Genomic DNA, 15,618 nt, shown 5'->3' with positions numbered 1-15,618 from the left:
CTTACCCCAACAAATCCACCAAACTCCGCGCCACCACCTTGGTCGCTTTTCTCAAATCCTCCAGGTTCAATCGTTCATCAGCCCGCTTGGCATGTGACTCCAGCACCGTACGTGGCCCCGCACCATAGATCACACCAGGAATACCCACTTCCGAGAATAAGCGCACATCGGTATACAAAGGCGTGCCCATCGCCGGAATCGCTTCCCCAAATACTTCACCACCGTGCTTTTGTATCGCATCCACCAGCGGTGTATTGCCGGGCAGAGGGCGCATGGAATTGGCCAGCAGCAGGCGTTTGATATCGACACTGATGCCGGGTAGGTCGTTGGCAGTGTTGGTGATCAGTTGACGCAGGGTGGCTTCGACTTCTGCCGGGTTTTCTTCGGGGATCATGCGACGGTCAAGCTTGAAAGTGACACGACCGGGGATGACATTGGTATTGGTACCGCCTTCTATGGTGCCTACATTCAGGTAAGGGTGGGTGATGCCTTCCACTTTTGATGTGACTTGTTTGTACAGGGTGTTTTGTGCATACAGGGCATTCAACATCTTGACAGCAGCCTGCAGGGCATCGACACCAGAATCCGGGATCGCTGCATGCGCCATCTTGCCGTGCACGGTCACTTCCATTTGCAGGCAACCATTGTGGGCGGTGATGACCTGGTATGAAAAACCAGCGGCAATCATCAGGTCCGGCTTGACCAGATTGTGCTTCAACATCCAGCCGGGGCCGACTTCGCCACCAAATTCTTCATCATAGGTAAATAACAGTTCCAGCGTGCCAGCCTTGGGCTTGGCAACGGCTTCCAGTGCACGCAGGGCAAAGGTGTAGGTAGAAAAATCAGATTTGCTGACAGCAGTGGCGCGGCCATAGATATTGCCGTTTTCTATTTCACCGCCATACGGGGCTTTGGTCCAGCCTTCGCCGGGTGGCACTACATCACCATGGGCATTCAGCAAGATGGTCTTGCCGGGGCCATACACACGGCGCACCAGCAGGTTAGTGATGCTTTGCAGGCCAGCGGCTTTGACTTCACTGTCGGGCACCGCATGTTTTTCTGCGTTGATACCCATGTCCTGCAGCAGATCGGCAGTGCGGTCAGCATGCGGGGCATTGTTGCCGGGTGGGGTATCGGTGGGTACGCGTACCAGTTCTTGCAGGAATTTCACCTGCTCGTCAAAGTGGGTGTCGATCCAGGTGTCGAGTTGTTCGTAGTGATTCATGGGCTTGCTTTCTATTGTGCTGACGTATCGCCGGGCTTATTTGGCACCGGCCTGAAACCAGGCACCGATGACGGCGCGCTCGTCTTCTGTCATTTGCGTCAAATTTCCTATAGGCATGGCTTTTAGCTGCACTGCCTGCATATTCACCTTGACGGCGTTCTGATGTATCAATTCAGCAGTATCCAGCCTGATACCTGCCGGTGCGGTGGCAAAGCCTGGCTGGGTTGGTGCCGCCGCATGGCAGGCGACACAGCGTTGACTGATGATGGACTGCACTTTGGCAAACTGGGCAGCGGCGGCATCCGGGCCAGTCGCTGCGGCTTGCGCTGCTGGAGGTTTGGGGGCGATAGCAATTGCCACTGCCAGCAACAAGACCACGCCAACCGCAGGGTAAGCCCAGTTGGTAATCCCCTTGTGACGCAGGTTGAAGAAATGGCGTATGGACACGCCCGCCGCCATGATGACCGCCAGCACCAGCCAGTTATAGGCATGGTTGTACGTCATCGCGTAGTGGTTGCTGATCATGATGAACAGCACCGGCAGGGTAAAGTAATTATTGTGGACGCTGCGTTGTTTGCCCTTTTGGCCGTGTATGGGGTCAGGCGATTTGCCTTGCTGCATGGCTTCGACCAGCTTGCGCTGACCGGGGATGATCAGCATCAGCACATTGCCAACCATCATCGTACCCATCATCGCACCGACGTGTATGTAGGCAGCACGGCCGCTAAGCAATTTCGACAGTACAAAGGCCACCCCAACAATAAATGCAAACATGACGATGCCTAGCAGACCATCGCGTTTGCCCAAAGGTGAACGGCACAGCAGGTCATACACGGTCCAGCCCACCAGCAGGGTACCCAGGCCTATGCCTATGGCTTGCCAGTTGCTCAGGTCGGCGACGGACTTGTCTATCATCATTGCCGACGCATTGAAGTAATATACGATAAACAACATCGCAAAACCTGATAGCCAGGTGGAATAGGCTTCCCATTTGAACCAGTGCAGTTCTTCCGGCAATTCCTTGGGGGCAACCAGGTATTTTTGCGGATTGTAAAAGCCGCCACCATGTACGGCCCACAATTCGCCGGATACACCCTTGCTGGCCAAGTCAGAACCGGGCTTGGGTGGGCGGATAGTGTTATCCAGCCAGACGAAATAGAAGGATGCGCCTATCCAGGCGATGCCCGTGATCAGATGCAGCCAGCGGACGATCAGGTTTAGCCATTCTGTGCCATACGCAAGTAAAAAAGCTTCCATGTGTTCTCTCATGTTTGAAGCTCGTCTGCCTCCGCGGGCTCTTCAGACGAGAGGGATAAAAAAATCCCAAAGTGGTCGCGAACCATGACAGCTCCGCTGCGACCAGGACAATGACTTTCAGAAACGTCATTCTTATTGACGAATTTAGCACTAAAAAAAACCACAGCACTTCTTATTATTATTTACAGCGGATTTCACTACTGCCACCTGCCGACTTGTGGTCGGCAAGGGCGATAGCAAAAAAACTGGGAGTGTTTAGGTCAACACTCCCCTGTCAACGATAAACTTTTTCATCGCGAACTGCATAGAAAACACAGTATAGTAAAAATACGGATTTCCATATAGGTAGGACATACGCAAAAATCGCCCCAGCAGCGTTGCAGCTCCTTGCCGTACTAAAAGTACTGTCTTCGTCGCTGGTGCCTTGCTGGGACAATTTTGCGTAAGTCCTTAATGGCACGACCTTATTGCACAATCAGGTCAACACTTTTTAACTACCTCTGTAGGTCGAATACGCCCAGGGTGACACCACCAGTGGCACATGGTAATTCTGGCTGGCATCTGCCACGCCAAATGCCAGGGTCACACGGTCTATGAATTTGGGATTGGGCAGATCCACACCCTGCTTGTCGAAGTAATCGCCGGCGGCAAACACCAGTTCGTACTGGCCGGGTTTCAGGCTGTCGCCCTCTAGCAGAGGCGCATTGCAGCGGCCATCATGGTTGGTGACCTCGGTTTTCAGCAAGGTCTTCTGGCCTGCTTCAACTGCATACAAGGCCACTTGCACACCCGCACCGGGTTTGCCTATGCTGATATCCAGCACATGCGTACTGAGCTTTCCCATTGTGAACTCCTATATTGATGTCTTGAAATACCCTATCAGCCAAATCTTATACTCTCTGCAGTCTATCAATATACTATCGAAGATATACAGATCATGGAGATGGCATGAACTCGGCATGAAGTCAGATAAGCGTTGCAATGCCGGAATTTTGCGGAGTTGTGCAGAGTTGTGATTGAGCGACATGATCATGCCAGGGTCAAACCGGCATACAATTTTCAAAATTTAGCCAAGGCCTTAGCGATGACAACTACCACTCTGGACCACCTGAACCACTGCACGGCGGCGGAATTTGTGCAAATCCTGCATGGTATCTATGAACATTCCCCCTGGATACCGGAACGAGCAGCAGCACACAGACCTTTCACCAGCATCGCCGCGCTGAAGCTGGCTTTGCAGACCGTGGTCACCGCAGCCACGCAAGACGAACAACTGGGCCTGATCCGCGCCCATCCGGAACTGGCGGGCAAAGCAGCCATAGCAGGGGAGCTGACCAAGGAATCAACCGGTGAACAGGCCAAGGCTGGCCTGAACAACTGTAGCCCGGAAGAATTCGCCACCCTGCATCAACTGAATGCCGGTTACAACAGCAAGTTTGGCTTCCCCTTCATCCTGGCCGTCAAAGGGCCGGATGGCAAGGGTTTTACCCGGCAAGCCATTATTGCCACTTTCCAGCGCCGTTTTAAAAACCAGCGCGAAGATGAAACGGCAGAATGCCTGCGTCAGATAGGCCGTATTGCCGAACTGCGCCTGAATGACTTGCTGGGCCACACATTGCAATTTGGCCCCACCATCATGGAATGGTCAGAAACCCTGGCAAGCTGGAGCGATGATGCCGATGGTCTGACCTGTGCCTATATGACGCCAGCGCATCAGAAAACCGCAGGGCAACTGGCGACCTGGATGCGCGAAGCTGGTATGCAGGTGCATATTGATGCCGTCGGTAATGTCGTTGGCCGCTATCTGTCTGATGCCCCAGACGCCAAAACCCTGATGACCGGTTCCCACTACGACACCGTGTGCAATGGCGGCAAATATGACGGGCGTGAAGGCATATTGCTGCCCATTGCTATCATCAGGCATTTGCATGAAAGGGGCGAGAAACTGCCTTTCCATTTGGAGGTTATAGGTTTTTCTGAAGAAGAAGGCGTGCGCTATAAAAGCACCTTCCTCGGCAGCAATGCCATCATCGGCCAGTTTGACCTGGCCCTGCTCGACAAAACCGATGCCGTCGGCATCAGCATGCGTGATGCCCTGATAGCTGCCGGACATGATGTCGGCCAGATACCCGCGATAGCCCGTGACCCTGCACAAATACTGGGTTTTGTCGAAGTACATATAGAGCAGGGACCGGTCTTGCTGGGACGTGACCTGCCGGTGGGCATAGTCACTTCAATCGCCGGTAGTTGCCGCTATCAGGTGCAACTACAGGGCGTGGCCAGCCATGCCGGTACCACCCCCATGCATATGCGTAAGGATGCCGCTGCCGCTGCGGCAGAAATCATCCTGTACGTGGAACAGCGTTGTGCCAATGGGACATCGCTGGTGGGCACAGTGGGGCAATTACAGGTACCGCATGGTTCGGTGAATGTGATACCTGGGGCCTGCAACCTGTCACTGGATATACGCGCTGCCGATGATGCCCTGCGCGATGCGGCTGTCAATGACATTCTGGCGCATATCGCAGCCGTCTGTCAGCGCCGCAATATAGAAGTCAATGCCGTCAGGGCCGTAGCCGCCCCGGCTGCCCCATGCGCCCCCTGGTTGATGCAGCAACTGGCCTCTGCCACGCAAAGAGCGGGTTTGCCAGCATTTGAACTGCCATCAGGGGCAGGCCATGACGCCATGGCCATCGCCAGGATGACTGATGTGGCCATGCTGTTTACCCGCTGTGGCAACGGTGGGATCAGTCACAATCCGCTGGAAACCATGACTGCCGATGATGCTGAAGTATCGGCGCAGATCTTGCTGGATTTTCTAAGGAACTTTACAGCCAAAGACTAAATTCTGCCTAGGCGGCGATTGCCTTCCTTATCTCGGTTTTTTCCTGTTCGGTAAAATCCAGTACAGTCAGCTGTTCATCCAGTAGGATGACGTGGTTGGCTTCGGGCACCTCAACTGCCAGCGCCATATTGGCCTGCTCAGACAGGAATAATGGGCGATCTTTTTTACGCAAGATGTTGCTGCGTTTTTTCTTGATGCCGCCAACTTGAGTTTCAAAAGTGATGTTTCGCTCGTTTTGTATATTGGTGACACTGACCAGTATTGGTTTCAGCATCAGCTTGTGCTTTGTGACGCTATGCAATTTAAAGGCTTGCCAGGCAACGAAAAAACTGCCTATGGAAAGCCCGCCTAATATCAGGGTAAAGCCCAGTATCATGAAAAAACGGTTGGTGATATGCTCAGTCGCCATTGTTGTCGTAATCATCGTCATGTCTTTTCTGTACCTGACCGCATCGGTTTTCAGCGAGGGGTTGAAACTGACAAACCAGAAACTGTGTTTGATTTCTTTGACTGCACTGTCTTCTGGTGTTGCCTGGTATTTGATCGTGACATCACAATCAACAAAAATGACTTTCCGCGTTTTGCATGAACCATTTATTTCGGACTGCGTATCGACCACGGGGTCTTTGGACACCTTATAGTCATAAATGAAATCCGGCACGGTGAAGTACACGATCACGGCCGTCAGGGCGGCGAACAGTAAACCCAGGCCTATGCTGGCCATCAAGCCTTGTTTTCCGGTAGCCAGTACAGTCATGCGACGTGTAGGAAAGGCCGTAGCAATGCTGGCGAAGTGATCAGTAGCTGTCATGGACATGTTCTGGGTTCCCTGAAGTGTTTTGAAATAATTTCCGCCTGTGCCGACGGTAAGCTTAAAGTATCGCGAGAACCTTGTTTTCAAAAAAGCACTATTGCAAATTTTTACAAATTGCTTGTATATGACAAATACATTCTAAAATATGTGCCAAATAAGCAAGTTGACCGTCTGATGCGACAGCAAGCCGCCTCACTTATCTTATCGTGACTGCGTTTATCGTTAAAATCATGCGCTTGTCGCAAGCCTGCCATGGCCGCATTTGTCTCTGGCAAAGTAGCCACATGACATGTCGTCATGAAAAGGAGAAAACATGAAACCTGGATACATTATTTTGTCTGTACTTGCCGCCTCATCTCTGTACGCACTGGCTGCTGAATCGGTAGAGAAACTGGCCGAACCTTGGCTGCTGGCTGGCGAAACACCGAAATCCTATCAAATTGGTATTGACCGCAGCCAGACCGTCACTGGTAAAGGTGGCAAGTTCATACGGTACGTGAGCGGCGAAGGCAATAGCTGGGGTACGCTGATGCAGCAGATTTCTGCGGACCAGTATCGTAATAAGCGCGTGCGCTTTCAGGCTCGGGTGAAAACCAAAGAGGTGGATAGTTGGGCAGGTCTGTGGATGCGCGTTGATACACCTTCTCGTGATGAAACACCGTTTTACAACAGCGAAGATAAACCCATCACCGGTACCACTGACTGGCAATTGCGCAGCGTGGTGCTGGATGTGCCGGCCAACGCCAACTCCATTGCTTTTGGTGTGATTGATGGGGGTAAGGGTCAAGTCTGGCTGGACGATCTGAAGTTGGAAATAGTCGGTAATGATGTGCCGGTAGATAAAATGAAGCAGGGCAAGCAATTGCCCGCCACTCCCAGCTTATGACATTAGCGTTATTGAATTCCCTGGCCACAGCGGGTAAGCAGATGCTGTGGACCAGTCCCACTGGCAAAAAATGGTTTCCTGTTTTCGGCGGTGAGCCTGATGGTGATGTGGCAGGGCTTGTGTCCGGCGCGCTGGGTTTTTCCAGACGGCAGGCATTGCTGAGTGCAGGTTTGCTGGTGGGGGTTATTTTACTGGCATTCCTGTGGCAGGCCCATGCGTGGTTGGGCTTGTTTGGTTTGTTGCTTACGCCCCTGTGTGTAACGGGGTGGATACTGCTCGCCAGCCTGCGCTTGTCGAGCAGGTCGCATAACTGGCTGTGGGTATGGTGTTGCTTGTTGTTGCTAGCTGTATTGACATCCTGGACAGCGGTGAACGCTTATCACTGGTGGGTGGATGTCAATGACTTGCGTGGCCTGAATACCCTGCAGGGTTTTGTCAGCGCCTTGACGTTCACCAGCTTGTTATTGGGTTTGCCCTTGTGGCGGGCGCAGACACAGTCGCGTGACTTGCAGATCGCCAATTTGAAACAGCTGGCGCTGGCGGCTGAACTGAAGGCTTTGCAGGCGCAGGTCGAGCCGCATTTTCTTTATAATACATTGGCCAATAGCCGCTATCTGGCGCGCCACGACCCGGATAAGGCCGTGCAGATGCTGGACCACCTGATCGCCTATCTGCAAAGTGCCTTGCCCGATTTGCGCAGCCTCATGTCCACAGTGGAAAGAGAATTCGAACTCGCAGAACATTATCTGGCATTGATGGCCATACGCTTTGGTGACCGTTTGCGTTTTCAATTGCAATTTTTGCCGGCGTTGAATGACGTAGCCTTGCCACCCATGATGCTGATGTCACTGGTGGAAAACGCCGTACAGCACGGCGTTGAACGCCAGCCAGGGCAGGTGGAAATCATACTGCAGGCACATGAGTTGGCCGGATATCTGCATATCACCGTCAGCGATGATGGTGCCGGGCTGGAGCAAAAGGTACTCGGCAGCGGCGTAGGCTTACGCAATTTGCGTCAGCGTCTGCATGCCCTGTATGGTGACAAGGCTAGATTTGAATTGCGTGTGGCACCAGACCAACGCACAGTAGCAGAGCTGATCGTGCCATTGACCGCAATCAAAAAAGAATCATGAATAACCCCGACAGAAAACCGCGTGTGCTGATAGCCGATGATGAACCCTTGCTCAGGGCAGAACTGCGCGAGTCGCTGGCGCTGTTATGGCCCGAAGCTGAGATAGTCGCCGAAGCGACTGATGGCTTTGAAGCGCTCAGGCTGGCAAGAGAAATGACGCCAGATGTCGCCTTCCTCGATATACGTATGCCGGGTCTGAACGGACTGGAAGTGGCGAAAGCCTTTGCGGCCCGCACCCATGTGGTGTTTGTTACCGCATTCCAGGAACATGCCATCGCCGCCTTTGAAGAAGGTGCACTGGATTATGTCGTCAAACCCAGTAGCCCAGCCAGGCTGGCACGCACCATCACCAGAGTACGCGAACGTTTGGGCACGCCACCACTGGATATCAGCCGTGTCATGCAGCAAATACAGGACAGACCACAGAGCAAGGCGAAGTCTCCGGCCTGGTTGCAGGCGGCGGTCGGCAATACCATCCACTTTATCGATCTCAGCGATGTTATCTATTTTTGCGCCGAGTTGAAATACACACGCGTGGTGACCGATACCATCGATGCACATATACGTACCCCTTTGAAAGAATTGGCAGACACGCTGGAAGAGGCCGGATTCTGGCAGATTCATCGCGGCTACCTGGTGGCTGTAAAGCGGATTGCCAGCGTCAACCGCGATGCGGATGCCGCGCTATGGCTAAGCTTGCGCGAACACAGTGCGCGCTTGCCGGTAAGCCAGCGTTATCAATATCGGTTCAAGGGTATGTGAAGGGGCTTGTTGAATTGCCCTTGGGTCAAATCGCATTCGAAGATAAAGTATGCTCAGCCTTAATCTTGGCCATATCTGCTTAACTTCTTTATGTCCAGATGAAATCGCAACCTTGAAGAAATAGTTCTTTCATTCTAGAATCAGAAAATTCTACAGATCCATCCAGCGCGACCGTGTCAGACTCAAGGCGATAAACCATGCCTGACAACTTGGAACCTTCATCAAAATGAAAAACCCATTAAGCCGCAGTGTCATCTGCCCGGCCTTGCTGCTGTTGGCGAGTTATTTCATGCCGGTGCTGAGTTATGCTGCCGATAATGTGGATAAACCAGCCCAGGTCGAATTCAAGCCCAGCCCTGAAGTGTTAGCCCGTGTGGAGCAAAGCCAGCGACTGGTAGAAACCTGGTATCCATTGATCAATAGCCTGCTGTTTGATGAAGGCCATGCCTTGCCTTTTGCGAACGTTGAAATTGTACTGATGCCCGGTTTTGGGCCGGAACTGGCAAATGTTGTTGCCTATGCCAGCGATAATAGCATTTACATTTCTGCTGAACAGGTGGCGGCCATGCCCGACAACTTCCAGGCCATGTTGGTGCACGAAATCACGCATATCAACCAGCAATACCCGCCATCGGAGGAACAAGTCGGCTGGTTGGTGGAGGGTATCGCTGACTATGTGCGTCACAAGTATTTTGAAAAAGATATCAGCGCCACTCTGCAGATGAATGGGCAAGACCAGCTCACAGGCTATCAGCCCGATGCGCCGTATTTTTATATGCTGGAAAAGCATGGTGTCAATATGAAGGAACAGGGTTATCTGAAGGCTTACACCGTCGCTTCCAGTTTCTTGTACTGGCTGGAAATCAACAAGAACAAGGACATCGTCAAAAATCTGAACCGTGCACTCAGCAAGGGTGAATATACACCGGAGCTGTTTGCCGTGTATGGTGGTGCCACGCTGGATACTTTATGGCAGGAATTTGTCGAGGCGTCCAAAGCGGCAATAATGACGACAGCGGCACCCGTCAAATCCTGATACCCCCGATAGTAAAAAAGGCAGAGCCTTACATTTGCTGGAACAGATGGGAGTGGTTACGGCTAACCTCCAGTTTCTCTGTATGACCTTTCAGGCCGACGAGCTGGCGGCCACGAAAATCCCGCGTTACTTCAGCAATGGCCGACACACGTACCAGCGTGGATCGATGTATGCGCCAGAATTCTTTGGGGTCGAGTTCGTCTTCCAGTTCCTTCAGTGATTTGCGTATCAGGAATTCTGCCTGCTCGGTCTGTACCAGGGTGTATTTTTCATCGGAACGGAAAAACAGAACTTCTTTAGTACTGATCATACGCAGGCTGCTGCCTACGCTGGCCTGTATCCAGCGCAGGTATTCTCGGTTTTGGCCCTGATGCTGCATCAACTGTGTCAGCAATTGTTCTACCTGTGCTGCCTGGTTGTGTGCATTGGCGGGTAATTGTTTTTCTTGTCGGCGCTGTTCCAACTGTTGTTGCAGGCGCTCGCAGGTAGCGACCAGGCGTTCGGCTTCTACCGGTTTCAATAAATAATCCATGGCACCGCGTTCAAACGCCTGTATTGCATATTCATCATAGGCGGTGACGAACACGATCAGTGCCTGTTTGGCCAGGATGCTGGCAGCTTCTATGCCATTTTTTCCTGGCATGCGTATGTCCAGGAAGATGATGTCGGGCCGGTCGATTTCTGCCTGTTCGATGGCGGCAATACCATTCGCTGCTTCGGCAATGATGGATAGCTGTGGCCATGCCTGTTGCAGGCGCGAGCGCAATTGCTCACGCATCGGGGTTTCATCATCAACGATCATTGCGGTTGCTACTGCGCTTGCTATTGCTGACATGTTCTTGCCTTATGCTGAAAACGGGTGTTTAATTTTTTATATCCAGAGGCACCTGTATGCCGACCGTGGCACCTCCATTTTGCGGTGCCTCAATGATGAGCTGGGCCTTGCCTGCATACAGCACTTTCAGGCGTTCACGGATATTGCTCAGGCCCAGGCCATCATCGGCATGCATATTGAAACCCATGCCATTGTCTGTGACTTCGACCAGCAACTGTCCATCCACTTTTTTGGCGCTGATGGTGATATGTCCACCCGTGGTCTTGGGTTCCAGGCCATGCTTGATGGAGTTTTCCACCAGAGTTTGTATCATCATGGAAGGGAAGGGCAAGAACTCCAGCTCAGAAGGCAATTCTATCTGATAAGTCAGGCGTTCTTGCATACGTGCCTGCATGATGTTCAGGTAAGCACGACACATTTCCATCTGCTGCCCCAGCTTGCCATTGCCCTTGTCGCGCATTTGCGGCAAGGCAGAGCGCAGGTATTTGATCAGGTGCTGATGGACCTTGCTGGCTTCAGCAGGATTGGTTTCTATCAACTGCCCTATCAGGGCCAGTGTGTTGAACAGAAAATGCGGCTCTATCTGGGCTTGCAGGGCTGCCATTTCGGCTTCCAGCACTCGTCTTTCCAGTGCTTCAACATCGGCACGTGTGGCGGCTGCCGTGGCGGCAATTTCTGCACGTCGCTTGCCGCCGGCAAGGCTCTTGATCATGATGGAGACAACGATCAGCAAGAACACAAAGCCACCCAGACCCAGCATGCCGCCACCCACAATCATCGCCACCAGTGCGGTGATCAGCAGATACGTCCATGATACGACTGCCAGCCAGTCAAAGAACTTCCACCACAGCACGGTCACCGTTTCGGTGACATCCGTGACGAAATCCAGCACTTTATTATTGTCTTGGTCTTTCATGATCATTTCTCGATATCTTGTTCACTGCCAGCTTGTTTGTCTGGTCGGGTATTAAACCCGGGAAGCAGTCTGCTTGTCTTTATTGGCAAACAGTTTTACCAGAATAGAACCCAGGACTGCGGTATTCGCCAGGGATGACAGATGGATCAGGCCGCCGGTGATGATGGTCAGCAAGGATACCAGCAAGAGCTTTTTCCAGGATGCCTGGATGATCCAGTCAAAAGCATGTTGCCCTACGTAGCGCAGTGTTTCACCCAGATTCTTGACAAAGTTGAGTGTAGAGTTGTTGTTTGTGTTGTTCATGTCATTTTCCTCTGTGTTTGTGTGTTGGATGGTCATCAAATCATTGCCTGGGTTCATGGTGTTCTCCTTCGTTTGCTGCCATGTAGTGACTATAGCGATACTCTTTTGCAGGTGACAGCTGCTTGCGACCAAGTGCGTAATGGCGAGGTTTAATGGTATTGGGGGAAGATAAATGGGGGTGGTCGCATCCCCCGTTATGGACGGCAGATGTCAGGATGCCGGGTTTTTTAGATAGAATGACGGTTTCTGCTTAAAAGAATAATAAGATGGTCATCAAGGAATTGATTAAATTTGCCATGGTTGGCTTATGTGGTACGGCAACCCAGTACCTCACGCTATGGTTGGGGGTTGAGTACTTGCATCTTTCTCCTACCGTTTGTTCGGCAACAGGGTATTTGCTGGGCTCACTCTTAAACTATGCATTGAATTATTTTTTTACCTTTGAAAGCGATGGCGAACATCTTTCATTGGCTCCCAAATATTTTGCCGTGCTGGGTGTGGGATTTTTGTTTAATGTCGTGGCGATGTGGTTCCTGACTACAAATCTGCACGTCAATTACTGGATATCTCAGATATTTATTACCGGGATTGTTTTTCTCTGGAATTTTATAGGTAGCAAAATATGGGTTTTTAAATGAACCCTGATATGCGTTAACCCGTTCATCTTTAAAATGTGAATTGCTTCGTTGGTAAGAAACACTTTGACCGGAGGTACACATGCATAAAAGTCGATTGGCAGGTCTGGTCATCGATTGCCAAGTGGATGACATCAATTCAGCCGCCACTTTCTGGGCCAGCGCTTTGGGCTATCCCACTATCGCCTCTGATGAAGAGTGGGCGACAAAGTATGTCCACCTGGATGTGCCAGAGGAAGAGGCAAGGTTGCTGGTGCAAAAGGTTAGCCACCCCAGCCGCGTGCATCTGGATATAGAAACCGACAATATCCAGGACGAGGTACAACGCCTGGAAAAGCTGGGTGCCAAAGTCGTCCAGGTGATGGAGCGCTGGACGGTGATGGAAGCCCCCACCGGACACCGGTTTTGTGTGGTGAATCCCCAGCGTTCAGATTTTCATGAAGCCGGGGATGTGAATGTCTGGAAATGAGCTGTGCTGTTAAAAAGGTGAACCTACATTTTCATAGGCTTGCCATGCCACACCATCTGGCGGTGGGCGATAGCCAGGAACCGCCGCCACTGATAACTTCCAGCCGTTCTGGCCGGTAAAGAAATCCAGTGGCGTGGTGTTCAGGGAAAAAATGGCTTCCATCAATTTTTGATGCGGAAATGGTCCATTGGTCTGCTGTTCCAGCCCGGCACCGACTTCCATGCAGGCCCACCACCAATAGATTTTATTTTGCTTGGCATCACTGACGGTCTTGAACATCAGTGAATAGCGTGGCACCTTGTGCATAAACGGATCTAGCGGCGGCTGGTAAGCCTGCACGCCCTGGCACAGTACAATTTTCCATTTGACAGGCATCAGGGACTGATAAAAATTCAGTGCAATCGACGGCCCCAGCGTTTTAATTTCTGTGTAATTGGTTTCCGGCCCCCAGTACCAGACACCGCTGCGTATCGCTTCACCGCAGCCACTAAGCTTGCCCCAATCAGTCAATATGGCTTTTTGATAGGTGCCGCGCGCTTTTTCGCTTTCCAGGATGATGTCAGTCAAGGTGGCTGCCAGCTTGGAGCAGGCAATGATCAGGGGTACCGTGCCATCAGGAAGATTGTTCTTTTTGGCTATCTGGTCATTGGCAAACTTGTAGCAGGCCATGGCGATGCCAACCGCTTCTGATCCGATATAGGTTTTCGCCTTGTCAATCACCGCTCCCTGCAACTTGCCTACCAACTGATCCAGCACCATGCTGATAACTGTGGATGGCTGTTGGGTGGTTTCTTCCGGCAGGTCCATCAGTTTGATGACCTGGTTGTAGGTATTGGTATAGATCTGGCCCACAGTACCGTTGAGCAAACCGACATTGACTGACAGGGCGCTGACTGCCTTCACATATTCCAGTTCATCCCTGAGCTGGTTCCTGATCAATTCCCAATCAGCGACTGTAAATTTATCAGGGCGGGTGATGTTTTTGAGCTTGTCATACCAAATCGAAAAGGGGGCATTCACATTGGTGTATTGGGAGCGTACCCCCAGTGCATCCACCACACCGAGTTCTTTTGACATGGTGTTATAGATCTGTGTTTGTGCCGGGGTCATGGCGGGCCAGGCTTGATCTGGCTGATCCATGATCCCCATTGCTGCCCGCATGAAACAGATGGATTCGAGAGAGAAGAAATAGCATGAACGGACAGTGGCGGCCGTGAATCCCACCCCACCTTTCGGTATGTTGAAGCTTTGTACCTTGGCACCATCACGTATCAGATGCAGTTCACCATTTTTTTGCATGTCGGCTGAGGTCCACCAGTATTCCTTGCCTTCGCACGCACCTATCCAGGTCACACCCTGATGCAGCAAATCATCGTGTTTTACCCATGCCCCATTTTGCAGACGCAGTAACTGGTCCAGGCCATGTTGGCGGTTCAGTGCCAGGATAAAATCCGCAGCGCCGACCGAGATATGCAGCAATTTGGTGCCCTCAGGCGCGGACAGCTTTTGCCAGCCTTGTGCGCCCTTGTAGAGCCAGCCGTGGCCACTGCGTCCCAGCACGCACATGCTGCCATCGGAACCTGCGCTGATGGCGCTGGGTACATCATTGTCCGGCAAGGCGGCAAGAAATTTGACAAAGCCATCTGCTTCAGGGAAATCCTGCTGATATTCTGTCACCACGGCGACATTGTTTTTGGACTGGATAAAAAAAGCCCGCTGAAAATTCACTGGTGCCAAATGGCGGGGAAAGCCAAACATGCTGGGCTTGTGGAGCGTGTTATCACAGACTTTGTTCAGCTTGCCCAGGCTATGGCTGAATTGCGAGACTGAATTCATGGTCAGCGTCCAGATACTGCCGTCAGCCGCCACTGCCAGGCCCTGATTTTCCATGAACTCTTGGTAAATCAGGGCCTGGTTGATACCGGTGCGAAATCCCAAAGCCGGTCTGGGTGCGTAAGTGCGTAAGGAGTTGGAACGGAAAAGGCTGGACATTGGGACAGCGACTGCAGCATTCATGGGCATCCTTAGAAGGAGGGATCAAATTAGTGGACTGTAACAGTCGAAAACAGAGTGCCTTCCGCTTGCGCGACGATCATGGCTGCGTTGCAAATGCTCGCGATAGTTCACTATCGCTCCGCTTTGCGCCTTGCCCTGATCGCCGGGCAAGCGTCTTTCACTTCTGTTTCAACTGTTACAGTCCACTAGTGGTCGCAGTGACACGGATATGGCAAAAAGAAGTTTCCAAGATTGTATGTCAGGAGAACAAGACGGAGTTTGCCTGGAAGTGATTTATTTGTAACGCCCGACGGCTCGCTTACCGATTTTCTAGTATTTGCAAATTTGCAAAACATTATTTTTAATGCAGCAAAATTACTGAATAGAAATTCTGCATTACATGCCAAAAGCCTAATTTCCCTTGTTTATATTGAATCTCCTAGATATTAATTAAATATATTACTAATATATTTCAATCAAATGCATAAGCATTTGATCTCGTCGGCAT

The 15,618-nt window shown here is 51.6% G+C and carries 15 protein-coding genes; 7 read left to right on the top strand and 8 right to left on the bottom strand.

Annotated features, from left to right (window positions below):
- Window position 1: 1 nt before the first annotated feature.
- The 3 genes from AC1RVX_RS02140 to uraH form a co-directional block, all read right to left on the bottom strand.
- Window positions 2-1,225, bottom strand: a complete 1,224-nt coding sequence (locus tag AC1RVX_RS02140; RefSeq protein ID WP_493214922.1) for a M20 family metallopeptidase — start codon at window positions 1,223-1,225, stop codon at window positions 2-4.
- Window positions 1,226-1,261: 36 nt separating this feature from the next.
- On the bottom strand, window positions 1,262-2,482 hold the full coding sequence (locus AC1RVX_RS02135; protein ID WP_493214921.1) for a urate hydroxylase PuuD: 1,221 nt from the start codon (window positions 2,480-2,482) through the stop codon (window positions 1,262-1,264).
- A gap of 490 nt (window positions 2,483-2,972) precedes the next feature.
- Window positions 2,973-3,326 carry a hydroxyisourate hydrolase gene (gene uraH / locus AC1RVX_RS02130; protein WP_493214920.1) on the bottom strand — a complete coding sequence of 118 codons (354 nt, stop codon included), beginning with the start codon at window positions 3,324-3,326 and terminating at the stop codon, window positions 2,973-2,975.
- Between the two features lie 240 nt (window positions 3,327-3,566).
- On the opposite strand from uraH, the gene AC1RVX_RS02125 reads away from it, so the two are divergent.
- Window positions 3,567-5,327, top strand: a complete 1,761-nt coding sequence (locus tag AC1RVX_RS02125) for an allantoate amidohydrolase (RefSeq protein WP_493214919.1) — start codon at window positions 3,567-3,569, stop codon at window positions 5,325-5,327.
- Window positions 5,328-5,334: 7 nt separating this feature from the next.
- On the opposite strand, the gene AC1RVX_RS02120 is transcribed toward AC1RVX_RS02125, so the two are convergent.
- Window positions 5,335-6,144: a hypothetical protein gene (locus AC1RVX_RS02120; RefSeq protein WP_493214918.1), complete on the bottom strand. Its 810-nt coding sequence runs from the start codon at window positions 6,142-6,144 to the stop codon at window positions 5,335-5,337.
- A gap of 310 nt (window positions 6,145-6,454) precedes the next feature.
- Between AC1RVX_RS02120 and AC1RVX_RS02115 the strand changes: the two genes are divergently transcribed.
- The 4 genes from AC1RVX_RS02115 to AC1RVX_RS02100 all read left to right on the top strand — a co-directional run bounded on the left by AC1RVX_RS02115 (window position 6,455) and on the right by AC1RVX_RS02100 (window position 9,957).
- On the top strand, window positions 6,455-7,027 hold the full coding sequence (locus tag AC1RVX_RS02115) for a transcriptional regulator (protein WP_493214917.1): 573 nt from the start codon (window positions 6,455-6,457) through the stop codon (window positions 7,025-7,027).
- A gap of 41 nt (window positions 7,028-7,068) precedes the next feature.
- Complete coding sequence (locus tag AC1RVX_RS02110) at window positions 7,069-8,160, top strand: sensor histidine kinase (RefSeq protein WP_493214916.1); 1,092 nt, start codon at window positions 7,069-7,071, stop codon at window positions 8,158-8,160.
- The gene (locus tag AC1RVX_RS02105; RefSeq protein WP_493214915.1) at window positions 8,157-8,921 is read left to right on the top strand and encodes a LytR/AlgR family response regulator transcription factor; all 765 of its coding nucleotides are present in this window, start codon (window positions 8,157-8,159) and stop codon (window positions 8,919-8,921) included. Before AC1RVX_RS02110 ends, AC1RVX_RS02105 begins: the two co-directional genes overlap by 4 nt.
- 226 nt (window positions 8,922-9,147) lie before the next feature.
- Window positions 9,148-9,957 carry a basic secretory protein-like protein gene (locus AC1RVX_RS02100; RefSeq protein ID WP_493214914.1) on the top strand — a complete coding sequence of 270 codons (810 nt, stop codon included), beginning with the start codon at window positions 9,148-9,150 and terminating at the stop codon, window positions 9,955-9,957.
- Between the two features lie 28 nt (window positions 9,958-9,985).
- On the opposite strand, the gene AC1RVX_RS02095 is transcribed toward AC1RVX_RS02100, so the two are convergent.
- The 3 genes from AC1RVX_RS02095 to AC1RVX_RS02085 are packed head-to-tail and all read right to left on the bottom strand — an operon-like array spanning window position 9,986 to window position 12,011.
- Entirely contained in the window at window positions 9,986-10,792 is an 807-nt protein-coding gene (locus tag AC1RVX_RS02095) for a LytR/AlgR family response regulator transcription factor (RefSeq protein WP_493214913.1), read from the bottom strand.
- Between the two features lie 28 nt (window positions 10,793-10,820).
- Window positions 10,821-11,708: a sensor histidine kinase gene (locus AC1RVX_RS02090; RefSeq protein WP_493214912.1), complete on the bottom strand. Its 888-nt coding sequence runs from the start codon at window positions 11,706-11,708 to the stop codon at window positions 10,821-10,823.
- A 51-nt stretch (window positions 11,709-11,759) separates the two neighbouring features.
- Window positions 11,760-12,011, bottom strand: a complete 252-nt coding sequence (locus tag AC1RVX_RS02085; protein WP_493214911.1) for a hypothetical protein — start codon at window positions 12,009-12,011, stop codon at window positions 11,760-11,762.
- Window positions 12,012-12,277: 266 nt separating this feature from the next.
- Here AC1RVX_RS02085 and AC1RVX_RS02080 point away from each other — a divergent pair, with 266 nt between their 5' ends.
- Both AC1RVX_RS02080 and AC1RVX_RS02075 read left to right on the top strand, forming a co-directional pair.
- The gene (locus tag AC1RVX_RS02080; protein ID WP_493214910.1) at window positions 12,278-12,649 is read left to right on the top strand and encodes a GtrA family protein; all 372 of its coding nucleotides are present in this window, start codon (window positions 12,278-12,280) and stop codon (window positions 12,647-12,649) included.
- A 79-nt stretch (window positions 12,650-12,728) separates the two neighbouring features.
- Window positions 12,729-13,115: a VOC family protein gene (locus AC1RVX_RS02075; protein WP_493214909.1), complete on the top strand. Its 387-nt coding sequence runs from the start codon at window positions 12,729-12,731 to the stop codon at window positions 13,113-13,115.
- 9 nt (window positions 13,116-13,124) lie between these two features.
- Here AC1RVX_RS02075 and AC1RVX_RS02070 read toward each other — a convergent pair whose 3' ends face one another.
- On the bottom strand, window positions 13,125-15,131 hold the full coding sequence (locus AC1RVX_RS02070) for a hypothetical protein (protein ID WP_493214908.1): 2,007 nt from the start codon (window positions 15,129-15,131) through the stop codon (window positions 13,125-13,127).
- Window positions 15,132-15,618: the final 487 nt, after the last annotated feature.

Source organism: Undibacterium sp. GW821-FHT11B02, from assembly GCF_058808955.1.
The sequence above is the reverse complement of the archived record's forward strand: the minus strand, read 5'-3'. Positions and strand labels throughout refer to the sequence as shown.

What these genes read in the sequence shown, in the direction of transcription:
- AC1RVX_RS02070 (WP_493214908.1), bottom strand. Translation starts at nt 15,131, where the DNA reads ATGAATGCTGCAGTCGCTGTCCCAATGTCCAGCCTTTTCCGTTCCAAC.
- AC1RVX_RS02110 (WP_493214916.1), top strand. Translation starts at nt 7,069, where the DNA reads ATGCTGTGGACCAGTCCCACTGGCAAAAAATGGTTTCCTGTTTTCGGC.
- AC1RVX_RS02095 (WP_493214913.1), bottom strand. Translation starts at nt 10,792, where the DNA reads ATGTCAGCAATAGCAAGCGCAGTAGCAACCGCAATGATCGTTGATGAT.
- uraH (WP_493214920.1), bottom strand. Translation starts at nt 3,326, where the DNA reads ATGGGAAAGCTCAGTACGCATGTGCTGGATATCAGCATAGGCAAACCC.
- AC1RVX_RS02140 (WP_493214922.1), bottom strand. Translation starts at nt 1,225, where the DNA reads ATGAATCACTACGAACAACTCGACACCTGGATCGACACCCACTTTGAC.
- AC1RVX_RS02090 (WP_493214912.1), bottom strand. Translation starts at nt 11,708, where the DNA reads ATGAAAGACCAAGACAATAATAAAGTGCTGGATTTCGTCACGGATGTC.
- AC1RVX_RS02080 (WP_493214910.1), top strand. Translation starts at nt 12,278, where the DNA reads ATGGTCATCAAGGAATTGATTAAATTTGCCATGGTTGGCTTATGTGGT.
- AC1RVX_RS02085 (WP_493214911.1), bottom strand. Translation starts at nt 12,011, where the DNA reads ATGAACAACACAAACAACAACTCTACACTCAACTTTGTCAAGAATCTG.
- AC1RVX_RS02125 (WP_493214919.1), top strand. Translation starts at nt 3,567, where the DNA reads ATGACAACTACCACTCTGGACCACCTGAACCACTGCACGGCGGCGGAA.
- AC1RVX_RS02100 (WP_493214914.1), top strand. Translation starts at nt 9,148, where the DNA reads ATGAAAAACCCATTAAGCCGCAGTGTCATCTGCCCGGCCTTGCTGCTG.
- AC1RVX_RS02120 (WP_493214918.1), bottom strand. Translation starts at nt 6,144, where the DNA reads ATGTCCATGACAGCTACTGATCACTTCGCCAGCATTGCTACGGCCTTT.
- AC1RVX_RS02115 (WP_493214917.1), top strand. Translation starts at nt 6,455, where the DNA reads ATGAAACCTGGATACATTATTTTGTCTGTACTTGCCGCCTCATCTCTG.
- AC1RVX_RS02075 (WP_493214909.1), top strand. Translation starts at nt 12,729, where the DNA reads ATGCATAAAAGTCGATTGGCAGGTCTGGTCATCGATTGCCAAGTGGAT.
- AC1RVX_RS02135 (WP_493214921.1), bottom strand. Translation starts at nt 2,482, where the DNA reads ATGGAAGCTTTTTTACTTGCGTATGGCACAGAATGGCTAAACCTGATC.
- AC1RVX_RS02105 (WP_493214915.1), top strand. Translation starts at nt 8,157, where the DNA reads ATGAATAACCCCGACAGAAAACCGCGTGTGCTGATAGCCGATGATGAA.